Below are 25,847 nucleotides of genomic sequence, written 5' to 3' on the forward strand. Positions count from 1 at the left end.
CGGCAGTGCCGCCGGTCATCGCCCGTGCATCCCAACGGCGCGGTGCGCTGCCTATAATCGCAGCGCTCTGACCGGGACCCCGCAATGCCGCACGGCCTGCCGCGCAAGATCCGTATCGCTTTCATCCTGCAGGCAGTGCTGGCCAGCCTGGGCATCCTGCTCGGTGCGTGGCTGGTTTCGCTGGTGATCAAGCACAGCCTGGTCGGCGCCGCCCTGCGCGAGGAGGCGGCGTACTTCTGGACGCTGCACGAGGCCTCGCCGGTGCAGCCGCCACCCAACACCCAGAACATCCGTGGCTACCTGCTGGAAAGCGGGCAGTCGGCCCTGTCGTTGCCGGCCAATCTGCGCAGCCTGGAGCCCGGCTTCCACGAACTGCCCAAGGACGACCAGCTGGTGCTGGTCGATGTGCGCCCGGCCGGCCGCCTGTACCTGGTGTTCCTGCGATCGCGCGCGGAAATGCTGGCGTTCTGGTTCGGCATCGTGCCGGTGCTGCTGACCCTGCTGGCGGTGTATGGCGCCAGTTGGGTCACCTATCGTGCTTCCAAGCGCCTGGTATCGCCGGTGAACTGGCTGGCGCGACGCGTCTCGCGCTGGGACCCGGGCCACCCGGAGGCGGCCGACCTGGAGCCGAACAAGCTGCCGGCGGACATGCAGGGCGAAACCCGCCAGCTGGCGGCCGCACTGCATTCGCTGGCCAACCGGGTCAGCGCGCACGTGGCGCGCGAGCGCAATTTCACCCGCGATGCCAGCCATGAACTGCGCACACCGCTGACCGTCATCCGCGTGGCCAGCGACATGGCGCTGGGCGATGACAGCCTGGAGCCGCGCCTGCGCCGCAGCCTGCAGCGCATCCAGCGTGCCGGCCGTGACATGGAGGCGGTGATCGATGCCTTCCTGATCCTGGCCCGCGAGGCCGACGTCGAGCCCCAGGTCGAGTTGTTCGACGTCAATGACATTGTCCGCTACGAAGTGGACAACGCCAACGAACTGCTGGGTACGCGCCCGGTGTCGGTGCATCTGCACAGCGATGGCCCGGTGCAGCTGCATGCGCCGCCGCGGGTGCTGCAGGTGGTGGTCAGCAATCTGGTGCGCAACGCGTGCAGCTACACCGATGAGGGGCGCATCGACGTGCATGTGCACAACGATCGGGTGGTGGTGCGCGATACCGGTATCGGCATGTCGGCCGACGCACTGTCGCGGGCCTTCGAGCCGTTCTACCGCGCCGAGCCGAGCCGCCCGCAGGGCACCGGCCTGGGCCTGTCGATCGTGCGCCGGCTGTGCGATCGCTTCGGCTGGAAGGTCAGCCTGGCCAGCGAGCCGGGTCAGGGCACCGAGGCCACGGTGGTGTTCCGCTGACGCGGCACCTGCTGCCTCGGTAGATGCCGACCTTGGTCGGCGCTTTCAACAGGATTCACGCCGGTGCCCCATGCCAACCAAGGTTGGCATCTACCGGAGCGAGTCCGCAGCCTTCTTCAATCGCACTTTGCCTTCGGCGCCAGCGCCTTGGTCCAGATCGCATAGCCGGCCGGGGTCATGTGCAGCATGTCCTCGCGGAACAGCGACGCATCCGGCTGGCCGTCGGCGCCGAGCATCGGCGTGTAGACGTCGGTGAAACCGGTGTTGGGCAGCTTGGCCAGGGCTGCCTTGATCAGCGTGTTGGCCTCGTTGATCGCCGGCAGCAGGTGCGCGCGCGACGGGCTTGGCTTGATCGACAGGTACTCCACCTTCGTCTTCGGCAGGTCGCGATGCACGCGCTGCACGAAGGCAACCACATCGTCGCGCACCTGCACGGCGCTGCGGCCGCTGTTGAGGTCGTTGTCACCGGCGTAGAAGAACACCTTGCACGGTGCATACGGCACCACGATGCGGTCGGCATACCAGGTGCTGTCGCGCACTTCCGAACCGCCGAAACCACGGTTGAACACCGGCTGGCCGGGGAAGTCGGCTGCCAGGCCTTCCCACATGCGGATCGAGGAGCTGCCGATGAACTCGATGCCGCCCCGTGGCGGCGGGCTGGCCTGGTCGGCGCTGGCAAAGTGGGCCATGTCGCCGGCCCAGGCCACGTTGGAGACCTGCTCGGGCACGCGCGGCGGCTTGGCCGGGCTCAGCGCCTGGGCCAGGGGGGCGGCGGTCAGCAGGCCCAGCATCAGCAGGCAGGTACGGCGACGGGACATCAGGCGCTCCAGCAGGGAAGGGGAAAGCCATCATAGAAGCTGGGGCGGGCCGGGGCTTGCCCCTGGCAGTCCATTCACCGGGCCGGTGCCGGGATGCGGCTGGCGGCCTTGTGGCAAAATGGCGGCCATCTGCCTATCCCTGTGCACCCATGATTCCCTGCCGTGCGTCTGAGCGGTCGCTGCGCCGCGCCCCTGTTGCTGGATGTTCCACCCGTGGCTGATCAGTTCGGCCATCTGCCCCGCGGCCCGCGCCGCATCTTCCAGGCCGCCCGCTGGTCCTGGCAGGGCCTGCGCGCCGCCTGGCTGCATGAGTCCTCGTTCCGGCTGGAGGTCTACCTGCTGATCCTGCTGACCCCGGTCGCGGTCTGGCTGGGCCAGACCCCGGTCGAGCGTGCGCTGCTGATCGGCTCGATGCTGCTGGTGCTGGCGATGGAACTGGCCAACTCGGCCATCGAGGCGGTGATCGAACGTTACGGCAGCGAGATCCACGAGCTGGCCGGCCGCGCCAAGGACATGGGTTCGGCGGCGGTCTTCGTGCTGATGATGAACGTGCTTCTGTGCTGGGCGCTGGTCGTGGTCCCGCATGCAATGGCCGGCAATTACGGCTGATCCCCATTCCCCCACTGCCCTGAAGAGTTTCCATGTCCTTTGAGTTCCTCGCCGACCCCAATGCCTGGGTGACCCTGTTCACCCTGAGCGCACTGGAAATCGTGCTCGGCATCGACAACCTGGTGTTCATTTCCATCGCGGTCAGCAAGCTGCCGGAAGAGCGTCGCCCGTTCGCGCGCAAGCTCGGCATCGCCGTGGCCTGCATTACCCGCATCGCCCTGCTGGTGTCGCTGGCCTATCTGGCGCACATGTCCGCCAACCTGTTCACTGTGGCTGGTATGGGCATCTCCATCCGCGATCTGGTGCTGATCGTCGGTGGCCTGTTCCTGATCATCAAGGGCTACATGGAGATCAAGGAACTGATCACCGGTGGCGAAGACGAGAACCCAGCCACCAGCAAGGCCTCGGGTGTATTCGGCATGGTCATCCTGCAGATCGCCATCATCGACATCGTGTTCTCGCTGGACTCGGTGATCACCGCCGTCGGCATCGCCGATCACATCCCGGTGATGGTCGCCGCCATCCTGCTGTCGGTGCTGGTGATGTTGCTGGCCGCCAACCCGCTGGGCCGCTTCATCGACGCAAACCCGACCGTGAAGATGCTGGCACTGGCCTTCATCCTGCTGATCGGTGCGGTGCTGATCCTGGATGGCCTGGACGTGCACGTGCCCAAGCCCTACATCTATGCCGCCATGGGCTTCTCGGTGCTGGTGGAATGGCTGAACCTGCTGATGCGCCGCCGCGCACGCGATCACCACGTGCCGGGTGCTGGCGACTGGTAAGCAGATCACAGGCAAATGTGTCTTCCAGAACCCCCGGCCAGCGCCGGGGGTTCTGCGTTATGGGACCGATTGGGCTCGCCGGGCCATGCCCGGCGGGGAGGTTCCCGCCAGCTGTGAATTGGGGTCAACAGTGTTTTCCCGGGGCGAGGCTTAATCCGCGGCAGCAAAGCGCGCAGGCTACGCGCTCTTTTCCAGGACCTGCCCCACGCAGGATGACCCCATGAACTCCAGAGCCGCCTTGTTGGCCCTTGCCGTCGGCGCCTTCGCCATCGGCACCACTGAATTCGCGCCGATGGGCCTGCTGCCCGTCATTGCCGACGGCGTCGGCGTGAACATTCCCACCGCCGGCATGCTGATCACCGCCTATGCCGTGGGCGTGATGCTGGGCGCGCCGGTGATGACCCTGCTGATGGGACGGTTTGGCAAGCGCACCGCGCTGATGCTGCTGATGTCGATCTTCGTGGTCGGCAACCTGCTCTCGGCACTGGCCCCGAACTACGGCCTGCTGTTGCTGTCGCGTCTGGTCACCAGCCTCAATCACGGTGCCTTCTTCGGCATCGGTGCGGTGGTTGCCGCCAGCCTGGTGCCGAAGGACAAGCAGGCTGCCGCCGTGGCCACCATGTTCATGGGCCTGACCATCGCCAACATCGGCGGTGTGCCGCTGGCCACCTGGGTGGGCCAGCAGCTGGGCTGGCGTCTGTCCTTCGCCGGTACTGCGGTGCTGGGCCTGGTCGCGATCACCGCGCTCGGCCTCGCGCTGCCGGCATCCGCGCCGGGGCCGCGCCCGGACGTGCGCCGCGAACTGAGAGCGATCCTGCAGCCGCAGGTGCTGCTGGCGATGGCTACCACCGTGCTTGGCGCCGGAGCGATGTTCACCCTCTATACCTACGTGGCACCGGTGCTGACCGAACTGACCGGTGCCTCCAACGCCTTCATCGCGATGTCGCTGGCGCTGATCGGTATCGGCTTCACCTTCGGCAACGGCATCGGTGGGCGCATGGCCGACTGGTCGCTGGATGGTGCCACCCGCATCCTGCTGGCGGTCCTGGCCGTGTTGATGTTCGTGCTGCCGCTGGCCTTCATGAATCACGCCACGGCGGCGCTGGGCGTGCTGCTGTTCGGTGCGGCGACTTTCGCCATCGTGCCGCCGTTGCAGATCCGGGTGATGCAGGCGGCCAGCGAGGCGCCGGGCCTGGCGTCTTCGATCAACGTCGGTGCGTTCAACCTGGGCAATGCGGTGGGTGCGGCGCTGGGCGGTGCGGTGATCAGTTCGGGCCTGGGCTATGCCGCGATTCCGGTGGCCGGTGGCCTGCTGGCGGCCTCAGGGTTGCTGCTGGCGTGGCTGGGGCGTCCGCGCACTACGGTGGCTGAGGCTTGCTGAGTGATGTGGGGTTCCGGCAGGGCTTGCAGCCCTGCACCCGCAGAATCCAGAGCAACAGCAAGAGCCTGCATTCCAAGGGTTGGCGGGGTGGGTCCGGTTGAGGGGGACGGCGTAAATACGTCCATGTAGCCTCGGTCGCCGCATCCATGCGGCTCACGCCCCCTCAACCGGACCCACCCCGCCTTCGACAGATTCCCGCGGTCTGTCGGAACGTCGTTCTGCTTTGGTAGGTGTCGACCTTGGTCGACACGAATGCCTGAAGAACCGGCTTTTGCTTTTGTTTTTTTCTTTGTGATCTTCCCGCGGTGCGCAGGAAATTGTCCGTGGCCGGGAGGGTGGGTTGGCTGGGGGCGTGAGCCGCATGGATGCGGCGATCGAGCTTACATGGACGTACTTGCAGCGCCCCCCAGCCAACCCACCCTCCCGGCCAACCACAGAGAACCCGCCAACCACCGCGGAGGGGGCGGCGCCCGATGGCCGGTCTTTCACCCGAACCATGGCATGCTCGGCGCCAAGCCCACCCGGAACCTCCACCATGCGCCTGTTCACCCGTGTCCTGCCCCTGATGCTGTTGGCCTCCCTGCTCTCCGGCTGCGGCTACAACGCCATCCAGCAGAAGGATGAAGCGGTCAAGGCCAGCTGGTCGGAGGTCATCAACCAGTACAAGCGTCGCGCCGACCTGGTGCCCAACCTGGTGCAGACCGTGAAGGGCTTCGCCAGCCAGGAAGAGCGCGTGCTGACTGAAGTGACCAACGCCCGTTCGCGTGTCGGCCAGATCAACGTCAATGCCGACGACGAAGCCTCGCTCAAGCAGTTCCAGCAGGCCCAGGGCGAACTTGGCAGCGCGCTGTCGCGTCTGCTGGTGGTCACCGAGAACTACCCGGAACTGAAGTCGAACCAGAACTTCCGCGACCTGCAGGCGCAGCTGGAAGGTACCGAGAACCGGGTCACCGTCGCCCGTGGCCGTTACATCCAGCAGGTGCAGGACTACAACACCTACATCCGCTCGTTCCCGCAGGTGATCACCGCCAAGATCTTCGGCTACAAGACCAAGCCGAACTTCACCGTGGACAACGAAGCGCAGATCTCCAACGCGCCGGCGGTCGATTTCGGCAACGCGCCGCAGCAGCAGCCGGCACCGCAGCCGGGGACCTGATCGATGCGCCTGGCCTCTGCGCTGCTGGCCCTGCTGCTGTGGCTGCCGCTGGCCTCGCATGCGCAGCAGCTGGCGCCGGTTCCTGCGCTGGATTCGCCGGTGGTCGATACCACCGGCACGCTGGATGCCGCGCAGAAGCAGGCGCTGGTGCAGCAGGCGATCGAACTGCAGCAGCGCAAGGGCAGCCAGCTGCAGGTGCTGGTGGTGCCGACCACCCAGCCGGAGGACATCGCGCAGTACACCACGCGGGTCTTCGACCAGTGGCAGATCGGCCGCAAGGGCGTGGATGACGGGGTGCTGCTGGTGGTGGCCAAGGACGACCGGCGCGTGCGCATCGAGCCGGGCTACGGTCTGGAAGGCGCCATTCCCGATGCCATCGCCAACCGGGTCATCCAGGAATACCTGGTGCCGCGCTTCCGCAGCGGCGACTACGCCGGTGGCATCACCGACGCCACGGCGGTGCTGGTCAAGCTGATCGACGGCGAAACGCTGCCGGCACCGGTCAGCGGCCATCGCGGGCGTGAGCCCAGCGGTGGTGGCGATACCTGGTTCCTGGCGCTGTTCATCGGTGTGTTCGCCGGCAGCATCCTGCGCGGTGTGTTCTCGCGCGTGCCGCGACCGCTGCGAGGCCTGCTCGGCGGCGCCGGTGCAGCGCTGGCGGCGTTCCTGTTCACGTCCACGCTGCTGGCCAGTGGCCTGGCGGGCATCGTAGGGCTGATCGTGGCCATGCTCTCCGGCCATCCGGGCCGCTTTGCCGGTGGCGGCGGCTGGGGCGGTGGCAGCTGGGGCGGCGGAGGCGGCTTCGGTGGGGGCGGTGGATTTGGTGGTGGCGGCGGCTGGGGTGGCGGTGGCGGCCGCTCCGGTGGTGGCGGTGCTTCGGGGGGCTGGTGATGATCCAACGTCTATGTCGGCACGTGTTTTCGCCGTCGGTACGGCGCGCGTTCCCGCCCGCCACATTGCAGGCGATCACCGAGGCCATTGCGGCCGGTGAGCAGCGCCACGGCGGGCAGGTGATGTTCGCGGTGGAAGCGGACCTGCCGCTGGCCGCGCTGTGGCACAAGGTCACCCCGCGCCAGGCTGCCGAGCATGCCTTTGCCCGCCTGCGCACCTGGGATACCACCCACAACAACGGTGTACTGATCTACCTGCTGCTGGCTGACCACGCCATCGAGATCGTCGCCGACCGGGGCCTGCAGGGCCGGGTCAGTCCGGCGCAGTGGCAGCGGGTCTGCACCCACCTGCGCGAGGGCCTGCGTGGTTCCCATCCGGTGGAAGCGCTGCAGGATGCCATCGACGAGGTCTCCAGCCTGATCGAAGGGCACTTTCCGGCCTCGACGCGGTCGAACGATGACGCGTTGCCGAACTCGCCCCAGCTCCTTGGTTGAGCCGGGGCGGCACTGGCCCGAGAATAGGCGTTCAACCGCAAGGCACCTTCCATGATCTATTTCCACGACATCGACCCCATCGCCCTCTCGCTGGGGCCGATCAAGGTGCACTGGTACGGCATCATGTACCTGCTCGGCTTCACTGCGGCCTGGCTGCTGGGCCGCAAGCGCATCGCTGACGGGCGCCTGCCGGGTGTCGATGCCAACGGCTTCTCCGACCTGCTGTTCTACGCCATGCTCGGCGTGGTGCTGGGCGGGCGCATCGGCTACATGCTGTTCTACGCGCTGGGCGATTTCCTGCACAACCCGCTGCTGCTGTTCAAGGTGTGGGATGGCGGCATGAGTTTCCACGGCGGCCTGCTGGGCGTGATTGCCGCCTGCTGGTGGTGGTCGCGCAAGCACAAGCTGCACTTCTTCGACACCATGGACTTCATGGCGCCGCTGGTGCCGCTGGGCCTGGGCTTCGGCCGTATCGGCAATTTCATCGGTGCCGAGCTGTGGGGCAAGTACACCGACGGTAGCTGGGGCGTGGTGTTCCCGTCCGGCCTGCCTGCCCCGCTGAACCAGCTGGACCATGCGACGCTGCAGGCGCAGTTCGCCACCGGCGCGCTGAATCAGTTCGCACGCCACCCCTCCCAGCTGTATGAAGCGTTGCTGGAAGGGCTGGTGATGTTCGTGGTGCTGTGGACGGTGTCGGCCAAGCCGCGTCATCGCTACCTGGTCGGTGGCCTGTTCGCGCTGATGTACGGTCTGTTCCGCTTCGCGGTGGAGTTTGTGCGCATGCCCGACAACGGCGTCTACGTGGCCTTCGACTGGCTGACCCGTGGCCAGATCCTCAGCCTGCCGCTGATCGCCTTCGGCCTGGTGCTGCTGGTGATGTCGCGCCGCGCGCCGGTACTGCAGCCGCAGCCGCTGGTAGCTGCCGAGGGCAAGGCATGAAGGCTTACCTGGACCTGCTCTCGCACGTGCTGGAACACGGTGCGGAGAAGAGCGATCGCACCGGTACCGGCACCCGCAGCGTGTTCGGCTGGCAGATGCGCTTCGACCTCAACGAAGGCTTCCCGCTGGTCACCACCAAGAAGCTGCACCTGCGCTCGATCATCCACGAGCTGCTGTGGTTCCTGAGGGGCGACACCAACATCGGCTACCTGAAGGACAACCAGGTGCGGATCTGGGACGAGTGGGCCGACGAGAACGGCGACCTCGGCCCGGTCTACGGCAAGCAGTGGCGTAGCTGGGCCACCGCCGATGGCGGCGAGATCGACCAGATGCAGTGGCTGGTGGACGAGATCAAGCGCAACCCCGATTCGCGCCGGCTGGTGGTCAGCGCCTGGAACGTGGGCGAGCTTTCGCAGATGGCGCTGATGCCGTGCCACAACCTGTTCCAGTTCTACGTGGTGGATGGCAAGCTCAGCTGCCAGCTCTACCAGCGCAGCGGCGACATCTTCCTCGGCGTGCCGTTCAACATTGCCAGCTACGCGCTGCTGACTCACATGGTGGCGCAGGCCACCGGCCTGGGCGTGGGCGACTTCGTGCACACGCTGGGCGATGCGCACCTGTATTCGAACCACTTCGAGCAGGCGCGCGAGCAGCTGTCGCGTGAACCGCGCGCGCTGCCGAAGTTGTGGTTGAACCCGGAGGTGACCGATCTGTTCGGCTTCCAGTTCGACGACATCCGCATCGACGGCTACGATCCGCATCCGGCCATCAAGGCGCCGGTGGCGGTATGAGTACCCGCCTGATTTCCAGGGGCCTGCTGGCGCTGTGCGGCCTGCTGCCGCTGGCCATGGTGCAGGCCGGACCGGCCGATGCGCTGTCGCTGGCCAGGCAGGTCAATGAGCAGATCGTGCACAAGCACATGCGCGAGGAAGTGCAGGCGTTCGCCGGAGCATTCAACGGCAGCACGATGCTGCCCCAGGATGTTCCGGAAGGCTGCCGGGCGCAGATGCGTGAGGCGGTAACCGGCATGTACACGGCGATGACCGAGCACCTGAAGGCGGGCGTCGAGAACCCGGCGTATCAGCGTGAGCTTGAACAGGGTCTGGCCACCGTCTATTCCAACGACCAGCTGAAAGCGTTCCTGGTGCGCGGCGCCAGCGACGATATCGCTGCGCTGTCGGCAGAGATCCTGTCGGGACCGGGCCTGAAGGAGATCGAAGAGGCGCAGAAGCAGAAGATCCTCGCTGGCCTGGATGAGCAGACCACGTCCAGCCCTGCGCTGGCTGCGGCGTTGCAGGCCGCCAGTGCCGCGAACGCTGCCTGCGAACGCCTGCAGATCGACGCCAGCTGAGGAGGTGGTAGCAATGAAGCTGTCGATGATCGTGGCGCTGGACCGCAACCGTGGCATCGGCCAGGGCAATGCCATGCCCTGGCACCTGCCGGATGATTTCAAGCATTTCAAGGCGCTCACCCTGGGCAAGCCGATCCTGATGGGGCGCAAGACCGCCGAGTCGATCGGCCGCGTGCTGCCGGGGCGGACCAACCTGGTGCTGACCCGCAGCGGCCAGGTGCCGTTCGAGGGCATGCGTGCGGTGGCGTCGCTGGACGAAGCGAAGTTGATTGCCGAAGGCGAGGGCGCCAGCGAGCTGTGCATCATCGGCGGCGGCGAGATCTTCCGCCAGCTGCTCGACCAGGCCAGTGACCTGTACCTGACCTGGGTGAATGCTGAAGTGCCCGCCGACACGCATTTCCCCGAAGTGGATGCGCAGGACTGGCAGGAAGTGAGCAGCGAGCCGCACCCGGCCGACGAACGCCACGCGTACGCGTTCCGCTTCGTGCACTACGTGCGCCGCTGATCGCTGCGCATCTGTAGAGCCGAGCCATGCTCGGCTGCTGTTGCCGGACACATCCCGTAGCCGAGCATGGCTCGGCTCTACAGGATTGCCTACGGCATCCGGTAATGCCCGATGATGGCGTGCCGGAACAGCAGGTTCTCTTCGCGGGTGCCGCGCGCGATGTTGTGCAGCACCAGCGGCGTGCCATCGGCCAGCTGCCGGTCGGAGACGATGCCCACATGCAGCAGGCCGTTGCCGTTGAGCTTCCAGGCAACGATGTCACCGGCCGCATAGTCGGTGGCGAGGGCGGTGATCGGTTGCTGCCAGCCCTGCCGTTCGAACCAGCGCATCAGGTTCGGTACACGACGATGATCGATGTTGCGGTCCGGCCGTGACAGGCCCCAGATCGCCGGATAGGCACTGAAGTTGCCGCGCATGTCTTCATGCACGCGTGCCTGCAGGTCCAGGCCCTGGCTGCGCAGGGCGCGCACCACCACGTCGGTGCACACGCCGCGATCCAGTGGCACGTCGCCGCCGGGATAGGCCAGCACTTGATAGGCAGGGTCGTAGCGGGTGGTGACGCCGATCTGCGCGCGCGCCGCAGCCACCAGTGGCGGCGAAGGCGCCTGTGGTGGCGTCGGTGTGCGTTCAGCGCTGTCCGCAGCCGTGGGAGCAGTCGGCGAGCCGGGCTGGCAGCCGCTGGCCAGGGCCAGCGTCAGCAGCAGCACCGTCCATGGTGCCCAGCCGTGCCGCGTCATGCCTGCGGCGGGGTGCTGTTGTTGTTGGGACCGCCGGAGCCACCACCACCACCGCCCCCACGGCGACGACGACGGCGCGGGCCGCGGTTGCCCGGGTTGGCGGCCGGAGCATTGCCGCCGCCCTGTTCCTTGCCCTGCGCCGGTGCAGCCGGGCGCTCGTGCGCCGGGCGCGCTGGCGGGCGGGCGTTGGGCACGGGTGCCGGTACATCGCGGCCTGGTACCTGCACCACGCGCAGTTCATCGGTATCGAGCTGGATCGCGGTCAGCTTGCCGCCCCAGACCGCGCCGGTGTCGATGGCGTGCACGCCCTGGGTGATGGTCAGGCCCAGCGCCGACCAGTGGCCGCAGACGACCTTGAGGTCACGCTCGACCCGGCCCGGCACTTCGAACCAGGGATACAGCCCCTGTTCCTGGGTGCCCGGCGTGCCCTTGTCCTCGATGCCGATACGCCCGCGCGGGGTGCAGTAGCGCATGCGGGTGAGCACGTTGATGATCGCGCGCGAGCGGTCGTAGCCGGACAGGTTCGGTGCCCAGCTCGGCTTGTCGCCGTACATGTTGCGGAACAGCTTGCGGTAGCCGGCGCCGTGCAGCTGCACCTCGACTTCGGCTGCATGCTTCTCGGCCATCTGCGTGGTCCACTTCGGCGCCAGGCCGGCGTGCACCATCATCCAGCCCAGCTCGCGGTCCACGTGCACCAGCTTCTGCAGGCGCAGCCAGTCGAGCAGTTCGTCGCGGTCCTCGGCCTGCACGATGCGCAGCAGGTCCGGGTTGACCTTGCGCTGTTCCTCTTCGGTGCGCGCACCGACGGCCAGCAGCGAAAGGTCATGGTTGCCCAGCACCACCACGCTGTGCTCGCGCAGCGAATGCACCAGCCGCAGCGTTTCCAGTGACTGGCCACCGCGGTTGACCAGGTCGCCGCAGAACCACAGGGTGTCCTGCGCCGGGTCGAAACGGATCTTCTCCAGCAGTCGCTGGGTGACGTCATAGCAGCCCTGCAGGTCGCCGATCGCCCACACACTCATCGTTCGGCCTCCGTGTCAGTGCAGGGTACGCGGGATGGCCAGCACGAAAGGTGCGACCGGCGCGGCAAATTCGGTGCCGTCGTCGGCGACCATGTCGTAGTGGCCCTGCATGGTCCCGTGATCGGTCCCCAGCATGACACCGGACGTGTAATGGAAGTCTTCACCGGGACGCAGGCGCGGCTGCTCGCCGATCACCCCGTCACCATCGACGTGCTCGACGCGGCCGTTGGCATCGGTGATGCGCCAGTGGCGTGCGACCAGGCGCGCGGCAACACGCCCCTGGTTGTGGATGCGGATCGTGTAGGCGAACGCATAGCGCCCGTCTTCCGGCGCGGATTGATCGTCGAGGAAGCGCGGTGCGACTTCGACGGAGATGGCATAAACGTCAGCGTCTTCCATACCGGCAGTGTAATCAGGAGGCATTGGCCAAAGCGATGAATTCGGCCACGTCCAGCTGTTCGGCGCGGGCATCGGGACGCACGCCGGCGGCAACGAACTGTTCGGCGGACACCACGTTGTTCAGGGCGTTGCGCAGGGTCTTGCGGCGCTGCCCGAAGGCGGCCTTGACCACCTCGGCGAAACGCTTATGGTCGTGGATGTTGATCGTGGCTGGGTCACGCGGCACCAGCCGCACCACGGCCGAATCGACCTTCGGCGGCGGCCGGAACGCGCCCGGCGGCACCACGAACAGCGAGGTCACCTGGCAGTAGGCCTGCAGCATCACGCTGAGCCGGCCGTACACCTTGCTGCCGGGGCCGGCGGCCATGCGGTCGACCACTTCCTTCTGCAGCATGAAGTGCATGTCGCGGATCACCGCTGCATGCTCCAGTGCATGGAACAGGATCGGCGAGGAGATGTTGTAGGGCAGGTTGCCGACCAGGCGGATCGGCTGGCCGACAGCCAGCTCGGTGAAGTCCACGCGCAGCACGTCGCGGTGGACGATGGTCAGCTCGCCCAGCGGCTCGGCGGCGGCGGTCAGCGGCGCGATCAGGTCGCGGTCGAACTCGATCACCGTCAGTTTCGGATGCACGCGCAGCAGCGGCAGGGTGATCGCGCCCTGGCCGGGGCCGATCTCGACCAGGCGGTCACCGTCTTTCGGGTTGACCGCCATCACGATCTTGTCGATGTAGTGGCGGTCGGCCAGGAAATGCTGGCCAAGCTGCTTCTTGGCCGGGGCGGTGAACACCGGGCCGGAGGGGGAATGCGGGGAATTCATGCGCTCAGTGTACGTTGCCGCGCAAGCTGCGCACACAGCGTCGTTGCCGCCTGCAGGCTGGAAGGATCGGCAATGCCGCGGCCGGCAAGGTCCAGCGCGGTGCCATGGTCCACCGCCACGCGCGGGTAGGGCAGGCCCAGGGTCAGGTTCACCGCCTGCTCGAAGCCCGAATACTTCAGCACCGGCAGGCCCTGGTCGTGGTACATCGCCAGCACGGTGTCGAAGCCGGCCAGCTTGGCCGGCAGGAAGGCGGTATCGGCCGGCAGCGGCCCGATCAGGTCCATGCCCTCCGCGCGCAGGCGCTGCAGCAGCGGGATGACCAGGTCCAGTTCCTCGCGGCCCAGATGACCGTCTTCACCGGCATGCGGGTTCAGGCCGAGCACGGCGATGCGTGGCGCGGGCAGGCCGAATTCGCGGCGCAGCGCAGCGTGCACGGTGCGCAGGGTGTGTTCCAGGCCGGGCGCGGTGATCGCGTCGGCCACCTCGCGCAGTGGCAGGTGGGTGGTGGCCAGGGCCACGCGCACGATGTGGTTGGCCAGCATCATCACCACCTTCACCCCGGCCTGGTCGGCCAGCAGTTCGGTGGTGCCGCTGTAGGCGATGCCGCCTTCGTTGATGACCGCCTTGTGCACCGGGCCGGTGACTACGCCGTGCAGTTCACCGGACAGGCAGGCCTGGCCGGCACCGAGCAGGGCGCCGATGACGGCGCCGGCATTGGCCGGATTGGCCTGGCCGAAGTGGCTGGGCACGGTATTGGCCACCACGCGCACACGCAGATCGCCGGGGACGCGTGCTTCGGCGTCCTCGGGCAACAGCTGCAGGGGCAGGTTCAGCGCGGCCGCGGCCGCGCGCAGGGTATCCGGGTCGGCGAAGGCCAGCAGCCGGCAATCTTCACGCGGCTGCTGGACGAGGCGGACACACAGCTCCGGGCCGATCCCGGCGGGCTCGCCCGGTACCAGAGCGAGCTCGGGGCGCATCGGTCAGGACTGCGGCGGCGTGGCGGTGTTTTCCGCGCGGTCGCCGCTGCGGAAGCTGACGTAGGCTTCGCCACGCAGTTCCTGCAGGAAGCGGTTGTACTCGTCTTCCAGCTTGCGGCGGCCGATGGTCTCGCGGACCTGGGCACGCTGGTTGTCAGTGGTCACGTCGGTCTGGCGGGTGCCCACGCGCTGCACGATGTGCCAGCCGGCATCGGTGCGGAACGGCTGGCTGACGCCGCCGTCCTGGATGCCGGACACCTGCTGGCCGAACGCCGGACCGAACGCGTCGGCCGGGAACCAGCCCAGATCGCCGCCCTGGCCCTTGCTGTTGTTGTCCTCGGAGGACTCCTTGGCCACGGTCTCGAAGTCCGCGCCACCGGCGATGCGGGCACGCAGGGTATCGATCTTGGCCTTGGCGGCAGCGTCGGTCTGGTGATCGTCCACGCGCACCAGGATGTGGCGGCCGTGGTACTCGGTGACCGTGTGCTCGCCACCGCTGGCGGCGCTGGCATCACGCACTTCCACCAGCTTCAGCAGCTGGAAGCCGCTGGGGCCGCGGATCGGGCCGACCACTTCGCCGGGCTTCATCTTTTCCATCATCTGCGCGAAGGCCTGCGGGATTTCGTCCAGGCTGCGCCAGCCCAGGTCGCCGCCTTCCAGCGCGTTGGGGCTGTCCGAATAACGCACGGCGGCGGCGTTGAAGTCCAGCTCACCCTTGTCCAGCAGGGCCTTCACGCCTTCGGCTTTCTTCTGGCCGGTGGCGATCTGGTCGGCGTTGGAGCCGTCGGGCAGGGCGATCAGGATGTGCGCCAGGTGGTACTGGTTGCCAACCGTGGCCTGCTGCTTCAGGGCGGCGTCGACTTCGCCCTCGCTGACGCTGATGCGGCTCTGCGCGAAGCTCTGGCGCAGGCGCTGCACGGTGATTTCATCGCGCACCGAAGCGCGGAAATCGTTGAAGTCGATGCCGTCGTGGGCCAGGCGCTGGCGCAGTGCATCCAGGTTCGAGCCGTTCTGCTGGGCGATGGCATTCATCGCCTGGTTCAGCTCCTGGTCGCTGACGCGGATGCCGCTGCCCTGGGCGCGGGCCACCTGCAGCTTGACCAGCACCAGGCGCTCGAGCACCTGGCGGCTGAGTACGTCTTCCGGCGGCAGCTGGTTTTCACGGCCGGCGTACTGCGCCTTGATGTTGGCGATCGCACGCTGGAGCTCGCTCTGCAGGATCACGTCCTCGTCGACGACGGCGGCGATGCGGTCCAACGGCTGCGCCTCCTGCGCGAGCACCTGCACGGGGGCGGACACGCTGGACACCGCCAGCAGGGAGGCGAGAAGAACGGGGAAGCGCTTGGTCATGGGATCTGATTCGGATCGTAGTCATCCCGGGTCGCCCCGGTGTTGCTGGGCGGCACGAGATAGAGGTCGTCGCGGTTGTAGCCGAGGATAGCACGGCGCAGCGTACGGTCCGTGTCCTGGCCGATGGAGCTGAGGCCCTTGAGGACGAACTCCAGCTGGATGGAATTGTTCATGTCGCCTTCGCGGTTGCGCACGTAGCGGCGGGCCACTGCACGCACGGCCAGGCAGCAGCTGTCCCACTGCACGCCGGCGATGATCTCCAGCGGTTCCTTGTCCTGCAGCGAGTAGTAATACCGGCCCACCAGGCTCCAGCGCGCATTCAGCGGGTACAGGAACGACAGGTCGGCCTGCTCCAGCAGGGTCCGGTCATGCTTGTTGGCGGTTGCCGGGGCGCCGGCATTGATGCGATAGCGGTAGCTGAGGTTGATCACGCCATCGTTGGGCATCAGATAACGGGCGCGGACGCTGGCCAGATCTTCGCGCTTGTACTTCGGGTCCCACTGGTAGGTGGCGCCCAGGGTCCAGCGGTCGTTGATCATGTAGTTGCCGTCGGCGATCCATGCCGACTTGCCCTTCTCCACCGGCGCGCCGCCCGGCGAGGTGCTCACCCGCGATTCGTCGAAGTACTGGATCTGGCCGATCGCGGCCGAGAAGCGTTCCTTGCCGGTGGTCTGGTCGATGAAGCGGGTGCCCAGTGCCAGGGTCAGCTGGTTGGCATCGTTCTGGCGGTCGGCGCCGGTATAGCGCGAGTCGCGGAACAGCTGGCCCCAGCTGAAGGTGAAGTCACGGGTGTCGAAGATCGGCAGCTCGTCCTGGTTGCGGTAGGGCGTGCGCAGGTAGAACAGGCGCGGCTCCAGGGTGTGCAGGAACGACTTGCCGCGGATGGTGGTCTCGCGGTCGAAGAACAGGCCGGCATCGAGGCTGCCGATCGGCAGGCTGCGGCTGGGCGAGGTATTGCCGCGCAGCTGCTCGGGCGTGGCGGTGTTCGGATCGATGCCCTGGGAGGTGAGCACGGTACGGCGGACACTGTCGGCCAGGCCGCGATCCAGGTCATAGGCGGTGTAGCGGTAGGCCAGGGTCGGGGTTACGTACCAGGCTGCGCCACTGATCGGGAACGACACGTAGGGCTTCACGTCCAGGCGCGAACCACCGAACATGCGCTGCACCTGCCCGTTGCGGGTGTACTGCAGGTCGGTGCCGGCACTGGCGTCGTACTTGAAGTTGACGTCGTCGTGGGTGAAGCGCACCGCTTCGGTGTAGATGCCGGTTTCCAGCCACGGCAGCACCGGCTTGTTCCAGTTGAAGAACAGGCGTGGCTCGCGGTTGTAGGGCAGGGCGCGCTCGTCGAGGGTGTAGTCGGTCAGCTGCCAGCGGTCGGCCATGATGCCGGCCGTCCAGTTCTGGCCGGTGCCGTACAGGCCGATGGTGCTCTGCAGGTTGGAGGCGGTCACCCCCACCAGGCGGTTGGCGAAGTCCTCGACATAGCGTTCGTCGCTCACCCAGGCCAGGTTGGCGCGGGCCTGCCAGTGGCTGTTCACGTTGTGGTAGCCGTCGAACATCACCCGGCCGCGGTCGCGGTCGCGCAGCTTGTCGTTGGGCATGTAGCTGGTCAGCACCTCGCCACGGCCGCCGTTGTAGAGGTAGCGGAACTCGTTGTCGAGCAGCAGGCCGCGCCGGCTCATGTAGCGCGGGGTCAGGGTATCGTCGTAGTTCGGCGCCAGGTTGAAATAGATCGGCTGCGCATAATCGAAGCCATTGCGCCCGGACATGCCCAGCTGCGGGAACAGCAGGCCGGTCTTGCGGCGGTCATCGATCGGGAACTTGAAGTAGGGCGCCCACAGCACCGGCACCTTGCCGATCCGCAGCACGGCGTTGCGGGCCGTGCCGAAGCCTTCGTCGTTGTCCACTTCGATCTGCGGCGCCGACAGTTTCCACACCGGCTGCGACGGGTCGCAGGTGGTGTAGGTGGAGCGGTGCATCTGGCCGACCGCGCCCTGCAGGTCGACCGACTCGGCATCACCGTTGCCCCGGCGCGACACCAGCTGGTACTTGATGTCGGAGATCTTGTGGGTGTCGCTTTCCTGGTTGCCTTCGGCGCGCTTGGCGACCATCCGGATCGACCCGTCCTGGTAGCGGACATTGCCGTCGGCGATGTAGTTGCCGGTCTCGGTGTCGAAGCTGAGCTTGTCGGTACCGACGAACTGGTCACCCCGGCGCAGCGCCACGTTGCCCTCGTACTGCGGCACCGTGGTGGTGCCCAGCAGCTGGTCGCCTTCGATGTCGGTCGGCTGGTTCTCGCGGGCGGCTGCGGCAGCAGCCTTGTCCTGGGCCGGGACCGGGGTGGGGGCGTCGGTGAACGCGGGAATGACGTCGGTGGCCGGGCACAGGCCCCAGTTGAGCGGCTTATCATCGGCCATCGCCGGCAGGCTGATGGCGATGCTCAGAGGCAGGGGAAGCAGGCGGAGGGCTCGGCGCACGCGGTTCGGATTCGGGCGAAAACGGACGGTAGCTTGCCCCATCCCTTGCATAGGGGCAATGAAGGGCGCCGGAGCCTGCCGGTTCGGGTTCATCCGGCGGAGGCACCCGCAGAGGGGGTGATCAGGGCCTGGACATGGGCCACGCTGCACTCGGCCAGGGCCTGCAGGTCGTAGCCGCCCTCCAGCATCGAGACCACCCGGCCGGCGGCGTGACGGCGTGCCAGCGCATGCAGTTCACGGGTGATCCAGGCGAAATCGTCGGTCTCCAGCATCAGATCGGCCTGCGGGTCGCGCAGGTGGGCGTCGAAGCCGGCGGAGATCAGCAGCAGCTGCGGACGGAAGTCGTCGATGGCTGGCAGCATCTCGTCGGCCCAGACGTTGCGGAAGCGGAAGCCGCCGCTGCCCGGTGGCAACAGGATGTTCATCAGGTTGCCGGCACCGCGGTCGCGGCGCAGGCCGGAATTGGGGAACAGCCCGGCCTGGTGGGTGCTGTAGTAGGAGACCCGGGCATCGTGCTGGAAGATGTCCTGGGTGCCATTGCCGTGGTGGACGTCGAAGTCGACCACCGCGATACGCTCCAGTCCGTGGCGGTCGCGGGCATAGGCGGCGGCGATGGCGATGTTGTTGAGCAGGCAGAAGCCCATCGCGGTGCTGCTGGTGGCGTGGTGGCCCGGTGGCCGCACCGCGCAGAACGCCAGCGGGTCTTCGCCCAGCATTACTGCATCTACAGCGGCCACGCCGGCGCCGGCGGCGTGCACGGCGGCACTGGCCGAGCCGGGTGAGGTCCAGGTGTCCATGTCCAGCTGGCGCAGCGGCACGGTCTGCGGCTGCAGCACGAAGTCGAGCAGGGCGCTGTCGTGGACCCGGGTCAGTTCACCGAACTTGGCCGGCGGCGCCTCGCGCCAGTCCAGCTGGCCGGGGAATGCGGCGTGCAGGGCATCCAGGACATGCTGCAGGCGCTGCGGGCACTCCGGATGGCCGGGGCCGGGGTCATGCAGCAGGCAGGACGGGTGGGTATAGACCAGCATCGTGCCGACTCAGCGCTGGCGCTGCTGTGGCTGCCACAGCGCTTCGCCGTGGCCATCGGCACGGGCCAGCACCCGGGCCAGCACGAACAGCAGGTCCGACAGTCGGTTGAGGTACTGCAGCGCCTCGCTGCGCACGGCCTCGTGGCGGGCCAGGGTGACCGTCTCGCGCTCGGCGCGGCGGACGATGGTGCGGGCCAGATGGCAGCGCGCGGCGGCTTCGCCGCCGGCCGGCAGGATGAATTCCTTCAGCATCGGCAGGTCGGCGTTGTAATGGTCCAGCTGCTGTTCCAGGGCCGAGACGTCGGCGGCGTGGATCGCGGCATGGCCGGGAATGCACAGCTCGGCGCCCAGGTCGAACAACTGGTGCTGCAGATGCACCACCAGCGCGCGTACATCCTCGGGCAGGGGCGCGGCCAACAGCAGGCCGAGCGCGGCATTGGCCTCGTCGACGGTGCCGTAGGACGCCACGCGGGCGTCATCCTTGGCTACGCGCTGGCCGTCGCCAAGGCCGGTACTGCCGTCGTCGCCGGTGCGGGTGTAGATGCGCGAGAGGCGATGACCCATGGCGCGGCTCAGTGGCGGATGTCGCGGCGGGCCTGCTGGAGCTTCAGCACCTGCTCCACGGCCAGCTGCAGGGCGGCGGCCAGCGCCACATAGATCGCCGTGGTGCGCAGGTAGGGCCCGAACCACTGCGCGTAGTTCTGTGCCCAGCCGGCCAGGGTCGGCTCGACCACGTTGCGGCTGCTCCAGTAGAAACCGCCCTGTGCCAGCAGGTGGCAGACCGCCACCGAGGCGACCAGCAGCAGTGCGCCCTTGGCCAGTACCGGCCAGCGCGCGCTCTGGTAGTTGCGGCCCAGCAGCATGCCGCCGGCCCACAAAGAGAAGTAGGCCGGCAGCAGCAGCCAGTAGCCCGGCGACACGCAGTAGTGCTGCCAGAAATCCAGACCGCTGCTGCGGATCACGATCCAGTCCACCAGCACCGCGAACACCATCAGCAGCGGGAACGCCCAGCGTGTCCAGCGGGCCAGGTAGAAGCCACCGATGAAGAACACGGCCCAGGAGGCATCCGGAATGGCCGCGAAGTGATTGACCCGGGTCGCCGCCAGCAGCAGTACGAGTACGGACAGGACGAAGGCGCGGTTGGCGGTATCGGACATGGTGGGGGCCCGGAGCGGATTCAGGTTTCATTCTAGCCCGCCGCGCAGGTTGGCGCAGGTGCCGCCCGTTCGGCGTACAGTCGGGGCGAGCGCGTATCATGAACACATGAGTGAACGACATGACGTGCTGATTGTCGGTGGTGGCCTGGTGGGTGCCAGCCTGGCCATCGCCCTGGACCGCCTGGGCCGCGACGTGGGCCTGCTTGAGGCCAGCCCGGCCGGCGAGCTGCCTGCGGTGTTCGACCAGCGCAATCTCAGTTTCGCCGCTGCCACCGTCAATGCGCTGACCGCGCTGGGGGTGATGCAGAAGCTGGCGATGGCACCGGGCCCGATCCGGCGCATCCATGTCAGTCGTGCCGGCGATTTCGGCCGTGTGCAGCTCGAAGCGGCCGATTACGACCGGCCGTGGTTCGGCCAGGTGGTGGTCGCGCGTGATTTCGGCCAGGCGCTGGAATCGCGCCTGCAGGAACTGCCGCGCCTGCGTCGTTACCGGCCGATGCGGTTCCTGGGGCTGGGTGAGGTGGTCGATGGTTACCGCCAGGTACGGGTGGCTGACCAGGCTGGCGAGCGCGTGCTGCTGGCACGGCTGGTGGTCGGGGCCGATGGCACCACCAGCGGCGTGCGTGGCGCGCTGGGCATCGAGGTCGACCGTCATGATTTCCAGCAGACCCTGTTCGTGGCCCGCGTGCGCAGCCAGCGTGCGCCGGATGGCACCGCCTGGGAGCGGTTCACCGATACCGGCCCAACCGCCCTGCTGCCGCGCGGTGACCGCCACTTCGGAACCGTGCACGGTGTTGCACGCGACCAGGCCGATGCGGTGATGGCGTTGGACGATGCGGCCTGGCTGCAACGCCTGCAGAGCGCGATCGGCTGGCGTGCCGGCCGCCTGCTTGAATCCGGCCCGCGCAGTGCCTACCCGCTCATCCAGGTGCTGGCGCGCGCGCTGGCCGGTGAGCGCACGGTGCTGCTCGGCAATGCCGCGCAGACCATCCACCCGCTGGGCGCACAGGGCTTCAACCTGGGCCTTCGCGATGCGCTGACCCTGGCCGAACTGCTGGAGGATGCGCATGAGGATGCCGGCAGCGATGCGCTGCTGAAGGCCTACGTCGCGCGGCGCGAGGAAGATCGCCGGCAGACGGTGGCGTTCTCCGGTGGGCTGGCACGATTGACCAGCAACCCGGCACCGCTGATGCGGCCGCTGCGCAGCCTCGGCCTGGTGGCCGCACAGCGCGCGTCGGTGCAGTCGATGCTGGTCGGTGGTGCGATGGGCTTCCGTGGTGACGTGCCGCGCCTGTGCCGCGGAGAAGCCGCATGAGCCGGCGCACGCGTCTTGATGTGGCCATCGTTGGTGGTGGCGTGGTCGGTGCCGCGTGTGCGCTGGCGCTGGCCGATGCCGGCCTGTCGGTTGCGCTGGTGGAAGGCCGCGAACCGGCACCGTGGCAGGCCGCACAGCCGGACCTGCGCGTGTTCGCCTTCGCCGCTGACAACGTGCAGCTGTTGAACCGCCTGGGTGTGTGGCCGGCGATCGCGCAGGCCCGCGCCTGGCCTTACCGGCGCATGCAGGTGTGGGATGCCGCGGGTGGCGAGGATCTGTTGTTCGACGCCGATCGCTTCGGCCGTCGTGAGCTGGGCTACATCGTCGAGAACGGCCTGCTGCAGGATCGCCTGTGGGCGGCGCTGCCGGCGGCGGGCGTGCAGCTGCACTGCCCGGCACGGGTGGAAGCGCTGGAACAGGATGAAGACGGCGTGCGCCTGCGGCTGGATGACGGGCGCCGCCTGGAAGCGGCGCTGGCGGTGGCCGCCGACGGTGCCGAGTCAACCCTGCGCCAGCTGGCCGGGATCGAGGTTGAAAAGCATGACTACCACCAGCGTGGCGTGGTGGCCTATGTGGACAGCGATCTTCCCAACCAGGCCACCGCATGGCAGCGCTTCCTGCCGACCGGGCCGCTGGCGCTGCTGCCGGTGGCCGAGCGTCGCAGTTCGATCGTCTGGACCCTGCCCGAGGATGAAGCGGCTCGCGTACTGGCCCTGGACGAGGACGCCTTCAACCGCGAACTGACCCGCGCCTTCGCTGCGCGCCTGGGCGAACTGCGATTGGCGTCACCGCGTGCGGCCTTCCCGCTGCGTCGCCAGCTGGCCCGTCACTACGTGGCTGGCCGCGTGCTGGCGCTGGGTGATGCTGCGCATGTGGTGCATCCGCTGGCCGGGCAGGGCGTGAACCTGGGCCTGCGCGATGTCGCCGCCCTGCAGCAGTGGCTGGCGCCGTCGGCCGAACGCCGCGGCCAGCCGCGGCTGTCGCCGCAGCGCCTGCAGCGCTGGGCACGAGAACGGCGCAGCGACAACCACATCGCCGCCCACAGTTTCGATGCGATCAATCGGCTGTTCTCCAACGACGAAATGCACCTGACCCTGGCCCGCGGCCGCGCGCTGGGCTGTGTCGGCAAATGGCCGCCGCTGGTGCAGGCGTTCTGGAAGCGCGCCGCCGGGGTCTGACCGGAATACAGGTCGCTCTGGCAGGTGCCAACGCCGCTCCGGTAGGTGCCAACCTTGGTTGGCACAAGGCTGGAAATACCCTCGCCTCATCTGGGCCCAGGATGCCTGATGGATGTGCCAACCAAGGTTGGCACCTACCAGAAGCGGGCTCCGCTACCGCCGTTGATCCAGTAGATCCACGCCATGCGTGGATGAAGATCGCGCCGGTGGATCAATCAACCAGCCAACCAGCCAGGTCGGCACGATCCAGCTTGCCGCGACGCTTCACGTCCAACGCATTGAACTCATCGGCCAACGCCGGATTCTCCTGCGCTTCCTCGCGGCTGATGAAGCCATCACCGTTCACATCCAGCGCAGCGAAGTGGATGCGGTACTGGCCGACCACGCTGCTCGGTTCCAGCGAACGCACGGTCACCTGTGCCTCGCCGGCCGGCCGTGCAATCTCGACGCTGCCGCTGACCCGGCCGGCATCCAGCGGTTGCTGGCGGATCGCGCCGCCGGTCGGGCCCAGTGGCTGGCTCTGTGCAGGGGTGTGCGGCAGCTGCTGGGCAATGGCCGGTGCGGCTGCCAGCACGGTGATCAGCATGGCGAGCGGGTGGTATCGCATGGTTCCCTTCCTCGGTAGCGCCGGGCCATGCCCGGCGGGCATGTTCCTCAGCGCAGCGGCGAGGCCAGTACCGTGATCTCCTCACGGTCGTGATAGAGCTGCTTGGCGCGGACCACCAGCGGCTTGCCGGCCTGCTCCTGGAACAGGTCCAGGCACAAGCGGGTTTCGTCCCAGCGCTTCTTCATCGGCAGCTTCAGATTGAAGATCGCGTGCCTGCACCAGCCTTCGCGGAACCAGGTGGCCATGCGTTCGGCCACGCGCCGCGGCTGCTCGACCATGTCGCAGACCATCCAGTCCAGCGGCTGCTCCGGGTGCCAGTGGAAGCCATCGGCGCGCAGGTGCTCGACCAGGCCGGTGTCCAGCACGTGCTGGCGCAGTGGGCCGTTGTCGATGCTCAGCACGTGCATGTGCTGGCGGGTCAGCACCCAGGTCCAGCCGCCGGGTGCGGCACCCAGGTCAGCCGCGCGCATGCCGGGCCTGGCCAGCGCTTCGCGTTCTTCCGGCGCCAGCAGGGTCAGCAGGGCTTCGTCCAGCTTCAGTGCCGAACGCGACGGCGCTTCGGGCAGCAGCTTCAATCGCGGGATGCCCAATGCCCACGGTGCGCTGTCGGCCGGGTCGGCTACGCAGACGAAGGCGTGGGTGCCGTCGACGAACACCACGTGCAGGCGCGGCAGACGGTCGTTCGGCTTGTCAGTGAGCTTGCCGGCCTTGCGCAGCGCCGGGCGCAGCGCATTGCCGAAGGCACGGGCCAGCCCGGACAGCGGCTTGCCGGCGTCCGAGTCGGGATGCTCCACCCACAGGTCGCCGAAGCGCGGCGCATCGGCCAGCACCTCCAGCATCGGGGTGATGCGGTCGGCCGGGTCCAGCTGCGGCAGCTCGGCCAGCACCACCAGCTTCTGCCGCGCGAAGATCAGTTCGCGCCAGCGCAGGCGCGGCGCCAGTGCCGCAGCTTCGTCGCACATGAACAGCACGTAGCCATCATTGCGCTGGGTGCGCGCATAACCGGCGAAACCGGCTTCACCGGCGCGGAACTGCAGTTCGCCGGCCAGCTCGGGCTCGAAGCCCTGCCGGCACAGGCACAGCAGGCCGATGCCGGCCTCAGTAACGGGCGCCATCGCTTTCCCCATAGGCACGCAGCACGCTGCGTGCGGCGTCGCGGTTCAGGCCCTGCACCACTTCGATGCCGCGCTTGTTGAGTTCACCCACCCAGTCGGCCGGCAGCGGGCCTTCGTCGAACGGGGTCAGCTCTTCGACGTCGGCCGAGTTGGCACCGATCAGCAGGCGGTCGATGCCGGCCCACACGGTGGCGCCGTAGCACTGGCAGCACGGCTGCGAACTGGTGGCCAGGGTGACCGGCGCCAGCACTGCGTTCAGGCGCGGGGTCTGCAGGCGCTGCTGGGCCAGCATGTAGGCCATGTTCTCGGCGTGCGCCAGCGAGGTCGCGTGCGGCATCACCCGGTTCACGCCGGCGGCGATGACCTTGTCATCCGGGCCGAACACCACTGCACCGAACGGGCCGCCACTGGCGTGCTCGACGTTCAGCCGCGACAGCTCGATCGCCAGCGCGACCTTGGCCTCATCGCCCGGATATCGACGATCCAGGTCGATCTGGTCGTGAATCCAGGCGGGAAGGGTCAGGTGGACTTGCGCGTACAGCATCGCGGGGGTGCCTCGTAGGGAATGGAAGAAGGTGCGGTTGCTTGGGAAACCGGCGCGCAGTGTAGCTGCACCGGCCTGTATCGGGTGTGGCGGCGGGTCAGCCCGGCGCGCCGGTGCGGATCACCACGTACTGTTTGCGGAACTCCAGCCCGGCCTGCGGCCAGCTGGCGGCATAGGCGCGCAGTAGGGGCAGGGCGGCGGCGAAGTCGTGGCCGTTGACCCGGCAGTCGGCTTCGCACAGGCCGTCGGCATCGCGCGAGGCGAACAGGCGGATGGCGAGGAATTGGCGGGCCTTCAGCAGCTCATCGAAGGCCTCCATGCTGCGGGTGAACAGGCAGCAGGGGCAGGAACCGTGGTCGTCCTCGCTGCAGGTGGAGGCATCCACCTCCTGTGCGCGGTAGTGCGCCAGCGGCCCCAGTACCACGGTGCGCTCGTGTTCCTCGCCATCGTCACCGGCCGGATAGGTCAGGCCCATCATCGGCAGGCCCTGCGCGTCTTCGGCGCCGATCGCGGTCTGCAGCGTCGCCAGGTCCACCCGCACCCAGGTCTGGAAGCCGGACAGCAGCGATGCCTGCTCATCGGCACCGTTGGCGTGCTGGTACTCGAACAGGCCATCTGCGAACAGCAGTGGATGCTGGCTCTCGATGACGGTAGAGGTCTGCCAGCCGCCGTTGTCGCGCGCGTGCGCGGCCATCGCATGCGGGGTCAGGCGCAGGCCGCTGTCCAGCAGCAGGGCGTCGCCGTCGACGTGGCTGGCGATGCCGGCCTCCTGCAGGACCTGCTGCAGCAGCGGGAGGAGGTCGGTGGAGGTCGTGGTCATGTCAGGCCTGTGGATGGATGGG

The 25,847-nt window shown here is 67.8% G+C and carries 28 protein-coding genes; 13 read left to right on the plus strand and 15 right to left on the minus strand.

All coding sequences use genetic code 11. The features are described 5' to 3' along the window. The first annotated feature begins 84 nt into the window (after positions 1-84). Positions 85-1,356 carry a sensor histidine kinase gene (locus ACZK33_RS03455; protein WP_423175512.1) on the plus strand — a complete coding sequence of 424 codons (1,272 nt, stop codon included), beginning with the start codon at positions 85-87 and terminating at the stop codon, positions 1,354-1,356. A 116-nt stretch (positions 1,357-1,472) separates the two neighbouring features. Here ACZK33_RS03455 and ACZK33_RS03460 read toward each other — a convergent pair whose 3' ends face one another. Next, on the minus strand, positions 1,473-2,174 hold the full coding sequence (locus tag ACZK33_RS03460) for an SGNH/GDSL hydrolase family protein (protein ID WP_423175514.1): 702 nt from the start codon (positions 2,172-2,174) through the stop codon (positions 1,473-1,475). Between the two features lie 213 nt (positions 2,175-2,387). On the opposite strand from ACZK33_RS03460, the gene ACZK33_RS03465 reads away from it, so the two are divergent. The 10 genes from ACZK33_RS03465 to ACZK33_RS03510 all read left to right on the plus strand — a co-directional run bounded on the left by ACZK33_RS03465 (position 2,388) and on the right by ACZK33_RS03510 (position 10,282). Further along, positions 2,388-2,783 (plus strand): diacylglycerol kinase, encoded by a 396-nt coding sequence (locus ACZK33_RS03465; RefSeq protein WP_032129924.1) that lies wholly within the window; start codon positions 2,388-2,390, stop codon positions 2,781-2,783. 32 nt (positions 2,784-2,815) lie between these two features. Next, a complete protein-coding gene (locus tag ACZK33_RS03470; protein ID WP_004144462.1) occupies positions 2,816-3,565 on the plus strand; it encodes a TerC family protein in 750 nt (249 codons plus the stop codon). Positions 3,566-3,785: 220 nt separating this feature from the next. Beyond that, complete coding sequence (locus ACZK33_RS03475; protein ID WP_164079801.1) at positions 3,786-4,946, plus strand: MFS transporter; 1,161 nt, start codon at positions 3,786-3,788, stop codon at positions 4,944-4,946. A 535-nt stretch (positions 4,947-5,481) separates the two neighbouring features. Continuing rightward, complete coding sequence (locus ACZK33_RS03480) at positions 5,482-6,102, plus strand: LemA family protein (RefSeq protein ID WP_032130538.1); 621 nt, start codon at positions 5,482-5,484, stop codon at positions 6,100-6,102. Positions 6,103-6,105: 3 nt separating this feature from the next. Next, on the plus strand, positions 6,106-6,993 hold the full coding sequence (locus ACZK33_RS03485; RefSeq protein ID WP_154262366.1) for a TPM domain-containing protein: 888 nt from the start codon (positions 6,106-6,108) through the stop codon (positions 6,991-6,993). Further along, positions 6,993-7,487 carry a TPM domain-containing protein gene (locus tag ACZK33_RS03490; protein WP_032966445.1) on the plus strand — a complete coding sequence of 165 codons (495 nt, stop codon included), beginning with the start codon at positions 6,993-6,995 and terminating at the stop codon, positions 7,485-7,487. Before ACZK33_RS03485 ends, ACZK33_RS03490 begins: the two co-directional genes overlap by 1 nt. 51 nt (positions 7,488-7,538) lie before the next feature. Continuing rightward, the gene (gene lgt / locus ACZK33_RS03495) at positions 7,539-8,426 is read left to right on the plus strand and encodes a prolipoprotein diacylglyceryl transferase (protein WP_049422854.1); all 888 of its coding nucleotides are present in this window, start codon (positions 7,539-7,541) and stop codon (positions 8,424-8,426) included. Then, positions 8,423-9,217 (plus strand): thymidylate synthase, encoded by a 795-nt coding sequence (locus tag ACZK33_RS03500; protein WP_423175592.1) that lies wholly within the window; start codon positions 8,423-8,425, stop codon positions 9,215-9,217. The genes lgt and ACZK33_RS03500 overlap by 4 nt, the downstream gene beginning before the upstream one ends. After that, entirely contained in the window at positions 9,214-9,777 is a 564-nt protein-coding gene (locus ACZK33_RS03505) for a hypothetical protein (RefSeq protein WP_423175594.1), read from the plus strand. The genes ACZK33_RS03500 and ACZK33_RS03505 overlap by 4 nt, the downstream gene beginning before the upstream one ends. Before the next feature lie 13 nt (positions 9,778-9,790). Next, positions 9,791-10,282, plus strand: a complete 492-nt coding sequence (locus ACZK33_RS03510; protein WP_423175596.1) for a dihydrofolate reductase — start codon at positions 9,791-9,793, stop codon at positions 10,280-10,282. 89 nt (positions 10,283-10,371) lie between these two features. On the opposite strand, the gene ACZK33_RS03515 is transcribed toward ACZK33_RS03510, so the two are convergent. The 10 genes from ACZK33_RS03515 to ACZK33_RS03560 form a co-directional block, all read right to left on the minus strand. Further along, complete coding sequence (locus tag ACZK33_RS03515; protein ID WP_032129902.1) at positions 10,372-11,019, minus strand: DUF1287 domain-containing protein; 648 nt, start codon at positions 11,017-11,019, stop codon at positions 10,372-10,374. Next, a complete protein-coding gene (locus ACZK33_RS03520) occupies positions 11,016-12,041 on the minus strand; it encodes a symmetrical bis(5'-nucleosyl)-tetraphosphatase (protein WP_121504905.1) in 1,026 nt (341 codons plus the stop codon). Before ACZK33_RS03520 ends, ACZK33_RS03515 begins: the two co-directional genes overlap by 4 nt. 15 nt (positions 12,042-12,056) lie before the next feature. After that, entirely contained in the window at positions 12,057-12,440 is a 384-nt protein-coding gene (apaG, locus tag ACZK33_RS03525; RefSeq protein WP_005412297.1) for a Co2+/Mg2+ efflux protein ApaG, read from the minus strand. Between the two features lie 13 nt (positions 12,441-12,453). Then, entirely contained in the window at positions 12,454-13,257 is an 804-nt protein-coding gene (gene rsmA / locus ACZK33_RS03530; protein WP_032129904.1) for a 16S rRNA (adenine(1518)-N(6)/adenine(1519)-N(6))-dimethyltransferase RsmA, read from the minus strand. After that, positions 13,254-14,234, minus strand: a complete 981-nt coding sequence (gene pdxA, locus ACZK33_RS03535; RefSeq protein ID WP_049398141.1) for a 4-hydroxythreonine-4-phosphate dehydrogenase PdxA — start codon at positions 14,232-14,234, stop codon at positions 13,254-13,256. The genes rsmA and pdxA overlap by 4 nt, the downstream gene beginning before the upstream one ends. A gap of 3 nt (positions 14,235-14,237) precedes the next feature. Then, positions 14,238-15,584: a peptidylprolyl isomerase gene (locus ACZK33_RS03540; protein ID WP_423175597.1), complete on the minus strand. Its 1,347-nt coding sequence runs from the start codon at positions 15,582-15,584 to the stop codon at positions 14,238-14,240. Next, positions 15,581-18,061, minus strand: a complete 2,481-nt coding sequence (gene lptD / locus ACZK33_RS03545; RefSeq protein WP_423175598.1) for an LPS-assembly protein LptD — start codon at positions 18,059-18,061, stop codon at positions 15,581-15,583. Before lptD ends, ACZK33_RS03540 begins: the two co-directional genes overlap by 4 nt. Positions 18,062-18,150: 89 nt before the next feature. After that, positions 18,151-19,089 (minus strand): histone deacetylase family protein, encoded by a 939-nt coding sequence (locus ACZK33_RS03550; protein WP_423175599.1) that lies wholly within the window; start codon positions 19,087-19,089, stop codon positions 18,151-18,153. A 9-nt stretch (positions 19,090-19,098) separates the two neighbouring features. Further along, the gene (locus ACZK33_RS03555; RefSeq protein ID WP_049460916.1) at positions 19,099-19,653 is read right to left on the minus strand and encodes a cob(I)yrinic acid a,c-diamide adenosyltransferase; all 555 of its coding nucleotides are present in this window, start codon (positions 19,651-19,653) and stop codon (positions 19,099-19,101) included. Positions 19,654-19,661: 8 nt separating this feature from the next. After that, positions 19,662-20,246 (minus strand): hypothetical protein, encoded by a 585-nt coding sequence (locus ACZK33_RS03560; RefSeq protein ID WP_423175600.1) that lies wholly within the window; start codon positions 20,244-20,246, stop codon positions 19,662-19,664. A gap of 106 nt (positions 20,247-20,352) precedes the next feature. Here ACZK33_RS03560 and ubiH point away from each other — a divergent pair, with 106 nt between their 5' ends. Then, positions 20,353-21,561, plus strand: a complete 1,209-nt coding sequence (gene ubiH / locus ACZK33_RS03565; RefSeq protein WP_423175601.1) for a 2-octaprenyl-6-methoxyphenyl hydroxylase — start codon at positions 20,353-20,355, stop codon at positions 21,559-21,561. Continuing rightward, positions 21,558-22,739 carry a UbiH/UbiF family hydroxylase gene (locus ACZK33_RS03570; RefSeq protein ID WP_423175603.1) on the plus strand — a complete coding sequence of 394 codons (1,182 nt, stop codon included), beginning with the start codon at positions 21,558-21,560 and terminating at the stop codon, positions 22,737-22,739. Before ubiH ends, ACZK33_RS03570 begins: the two co-directional genes overlap by 4 nt. Positions 22,740-22,950: 211 nt before the next feature. Here ACZK33_RS03570 and ACZK33_RS03575 read toward each other — a convergent pair whose 3' ends face one another. The 4 genes from ACZK33_RS03575 to ACZK33_RS03590 all read right to left on the minus strand — a co-directional run bounded on the left by ACZK33_RS03575 (position 22,951) and on the right by ACZK33_RS03590 (position 25,825). Continuing rightward, the gene (locus tag ACZK33_RS03575) at positions 22,951-23,346 is read right to left on the minus strand and encodes an EF-hand domain-containing protein (RefSeq protein ID WP_032129912.1); all 396 of its coding nucleotides are present in this window, start codon (positions 23,344-23,346) and stop codon (positions 22,951-22,953) included. A gap of 47 nt (positions 23,347-23,393) precedes the next feature. Further along, complete coding sequence (gene rlmM, locus ACZK33_RS03580; protein ID WP_107431583.1) at positions 23,394-24,461, minus strand: 23S rRNA (cytidine(2498)-2'-O)-methyltransferase RlmM; 1,068 nt, start codon at positions 24,459-24,461, stop codon at positions 23,394-23,396. Next, positions 24,445-25,005, minus strand: coding sequence for a nucleoside deaminase (locus ACZK33_RS03585; protein WP_049398147.1), 561 nt, complete (start codon positions 25,003-25,005; stop codon positions 24,445-24,447). The genes rlmM and ACZK33_RS03585 overlap by 17 nt, the downstream gene beginning before the upstream one ends. A gap of 97 nt (positions 25,006-25,102) precedes the next feature. Beyond that, positions 25,103-25,825, minus strand: coding sequence for a DUF6348 family protein (locus ACZK33_RS03590; RefSeq protein ID WP_423175605.1), 723 nt, complete (start codon positions 25,823-25,825; stop codon positions 25,103-25,105). Positions 25,826-25,847 lie beyond the last annotated feature (22 nt).

This window comes from Stenotrophomonas sp. 86156_Sma, assembly GCF_056481625.1.

What these genes read in the sequence shown, in the direction of transcription:
- rlmM (WP_107431583.1), bottom strand. Translation starts at nt 24,461, where the DNA reads ATGGCGCCCGTTACTGAGGCCGGCATCGGCCTGCTGTGCCTGTGCCGG.
- ACZK33_RS03500 (WP_423175592.1), top strand. Translation starts at nt 8,423, where the DNA reads ATGAAGGCTTACCTGGACCTGCTCTCGCACGTGCTGGAACACGGTGCG.
- ACZK33_RS03520 (WP_121504905.1), bottom strand. Translation starts at nt 12,041, where the DNA reads ATGAGTGTGTGGGCGATCGGCGACCTGCAGGGCTGCTATGACGTCACC.
- ACZK33_RS03510 (WP_423175596.1), top strand. Translation starts at nt 9,791, where the DNA reads ATGAAGCTGTCGATGATCGTGGCGCTGGACCGCAACCGTGGCATCGGC.
- ACZK33_RS03485 (WP_154262366.1), top strand. Translation starts at nt 6,106, where the DNA reads ATGCGCCTGGCCTCTGCGCTGCTGGCCCTGCTGCTGTGGCTGCCGCTG.
- ACZK33_RS03455 (WP_423175512.1), top strand. Translation starts at nt 85, where the DNA reads ATGCCGCACGGCCTGCCGCGCAAGATCCGTATCGCTTTCATCCTGCAG.
- ACZK33_RS03590 (WP_423175605.1), bottom strand. Translation starts at nt 25,825, where the DNA reads ATGACCACGACCTCCACCGACCTCCTCCCGCTGCTGCAGCAGGTCCTG.
- ACZK33_RS03575 (WP_032129912.1), bottom strand. Translation starts at nt 23,346, where the DNA reads ATGCGATACCACCCGCTCGCCATGCTGATCACCGTGCTGGCAGCCGCA.
- ACZK33_RS03515 (WP_032129902.1), bottom strand. Translation starts at nt 11,019, where the DNA reads ATGACGCGGCACGGCTGGGCACCATGGACGGTGCTGCTGCTGACGCTG.
- ACZK33_RS03570 (WP_423175603.1), top strand. Translation starts at nt 21,558, where the DNA reads ATGAGCCGGCGCACGCGTCTTGATGTGGCCATCGTTGGTGGTGGCGTG.
- ubiH (WP_423175601.1), top strand. Translation starts at nt 20,353, where the DNA reads ATGAGTGAACGACATGACGTGCTGATTGTCGGTGGTGGCCTGGTGGGT.
- apaG (WP_005412297.1), bottom strand. Translation starts at nt 12,440, where the DNA reads ATGGAAGACGCTGACGTTTATGCCATCTCCGTCGAAGTCGCACCGCGC.
- ACZK33_RS03460 (WP_423175514.1), bottom strand. Translation starts at nt 2,174, where the DNA reads ATGTCCCGTCGCCGTACCTGCCTGCTGATGCTGGGCCTGCTGACCGCC.
- lgt (WP_049422854.1), top strand. Translation starts at nt 7,539, where the DNA reads ATGATCTATTTCCACGACATCGACCCCATCGCCCTCTCGCTGGGGCCG.
- ACZK33_RS03480 (WP_032130538.1), top strand. Translation starts at nt 5,482, where the DNA reads ATGCGCCTGTTCACCCGTGTCCTGCCCCTGATGCTGTTGGCCTCCCTG.
- ACZK33_RS03555 (WP_049460916.1), bottom strand. Translation starts at nt 19,653, where the DNA reads ATGGGTCATCGCCTCTCGCGCATCTACACCCGCACCGGCGACGACGGC.
- ACZK33_RS03550 (WP_423175599.1), bottom strand. Translation starts at nt 19,089, where the DNA reads ATGCTGGTCTATACCCACCCGTCCTGCCTGCTGCATGACCCCGGCCCC.
- ACZK33_RS03560 (WP_423175600.1), bottom strand. Translation starts at nt 20,246, where the DNA reads ATGTCCGATACCGCCAACCGCGCCTTCGTCCTGTCCGTACTCGTACTG.
- pdxA (WP_049398141.1), bottom strand. Translation starts at nt 14,234, where the DNA reads ATGCGCCCCGAGCTCGCTCTGGTACCGGGCGAGCCCGCCGGGATCGGC.
- ACZK33_RS03540 (WP_423175597.1), bottom strand. Translation starts at nt 15,584, where the DNA reads ATGACCAAGCGCTTCCCCGTTCTTCTCGCCTCCCTGCTGGCGGTGTCC.
- ACZK33_RS03475 (WP_164079801.1), top strand. Translation starts at nt 3,786, where the DNA reads ATGAACTCCAGAGCCGCCTTGTTGGCCCTTGCCGTCGGCGCCTTCGCC.
- ACZK33_RS03505 (WP_423175594.1), top strand. Translation starts at nt 9,214, where the DNA reads ATGAGTACCCGCCTGATTTCCAGGGGCCTGCTGGCGCTGTGCGGCCTG.
- ACZK33_RS03585 (WP_049398147.1), bottom strand. Translation starts at nt 25,005, where the DNA reads ATGCTGTACGCGCAAGTCCACCTGACCCTTCCCGCCTGGATTCACGAC.
- ACZK33_RS03470 (WP_004144462.1), top strand. Translation starts at nt 2,816, where the DNA reads ATGTCCTTTGAGTTCCTCGCCGACCCCAATGCCTGGGTGACCCTGTTC.
- ACZK33_RS03490 (WP_032966445.1), top strand. Translation starts at nt 6,993, where the DNA reads ATGATCCAACGTCTATGTCGGCACGTGTTTTCGCCGTCGGTACGGCGC.
- rsmA (WP_032129904.1), bottom strand. Translation starts at nt 13,257, where the DNA reads ATGAATTCCCCGCATTCCCCCTCCGGCCCGGTGTTCACCGCCCCGGCC.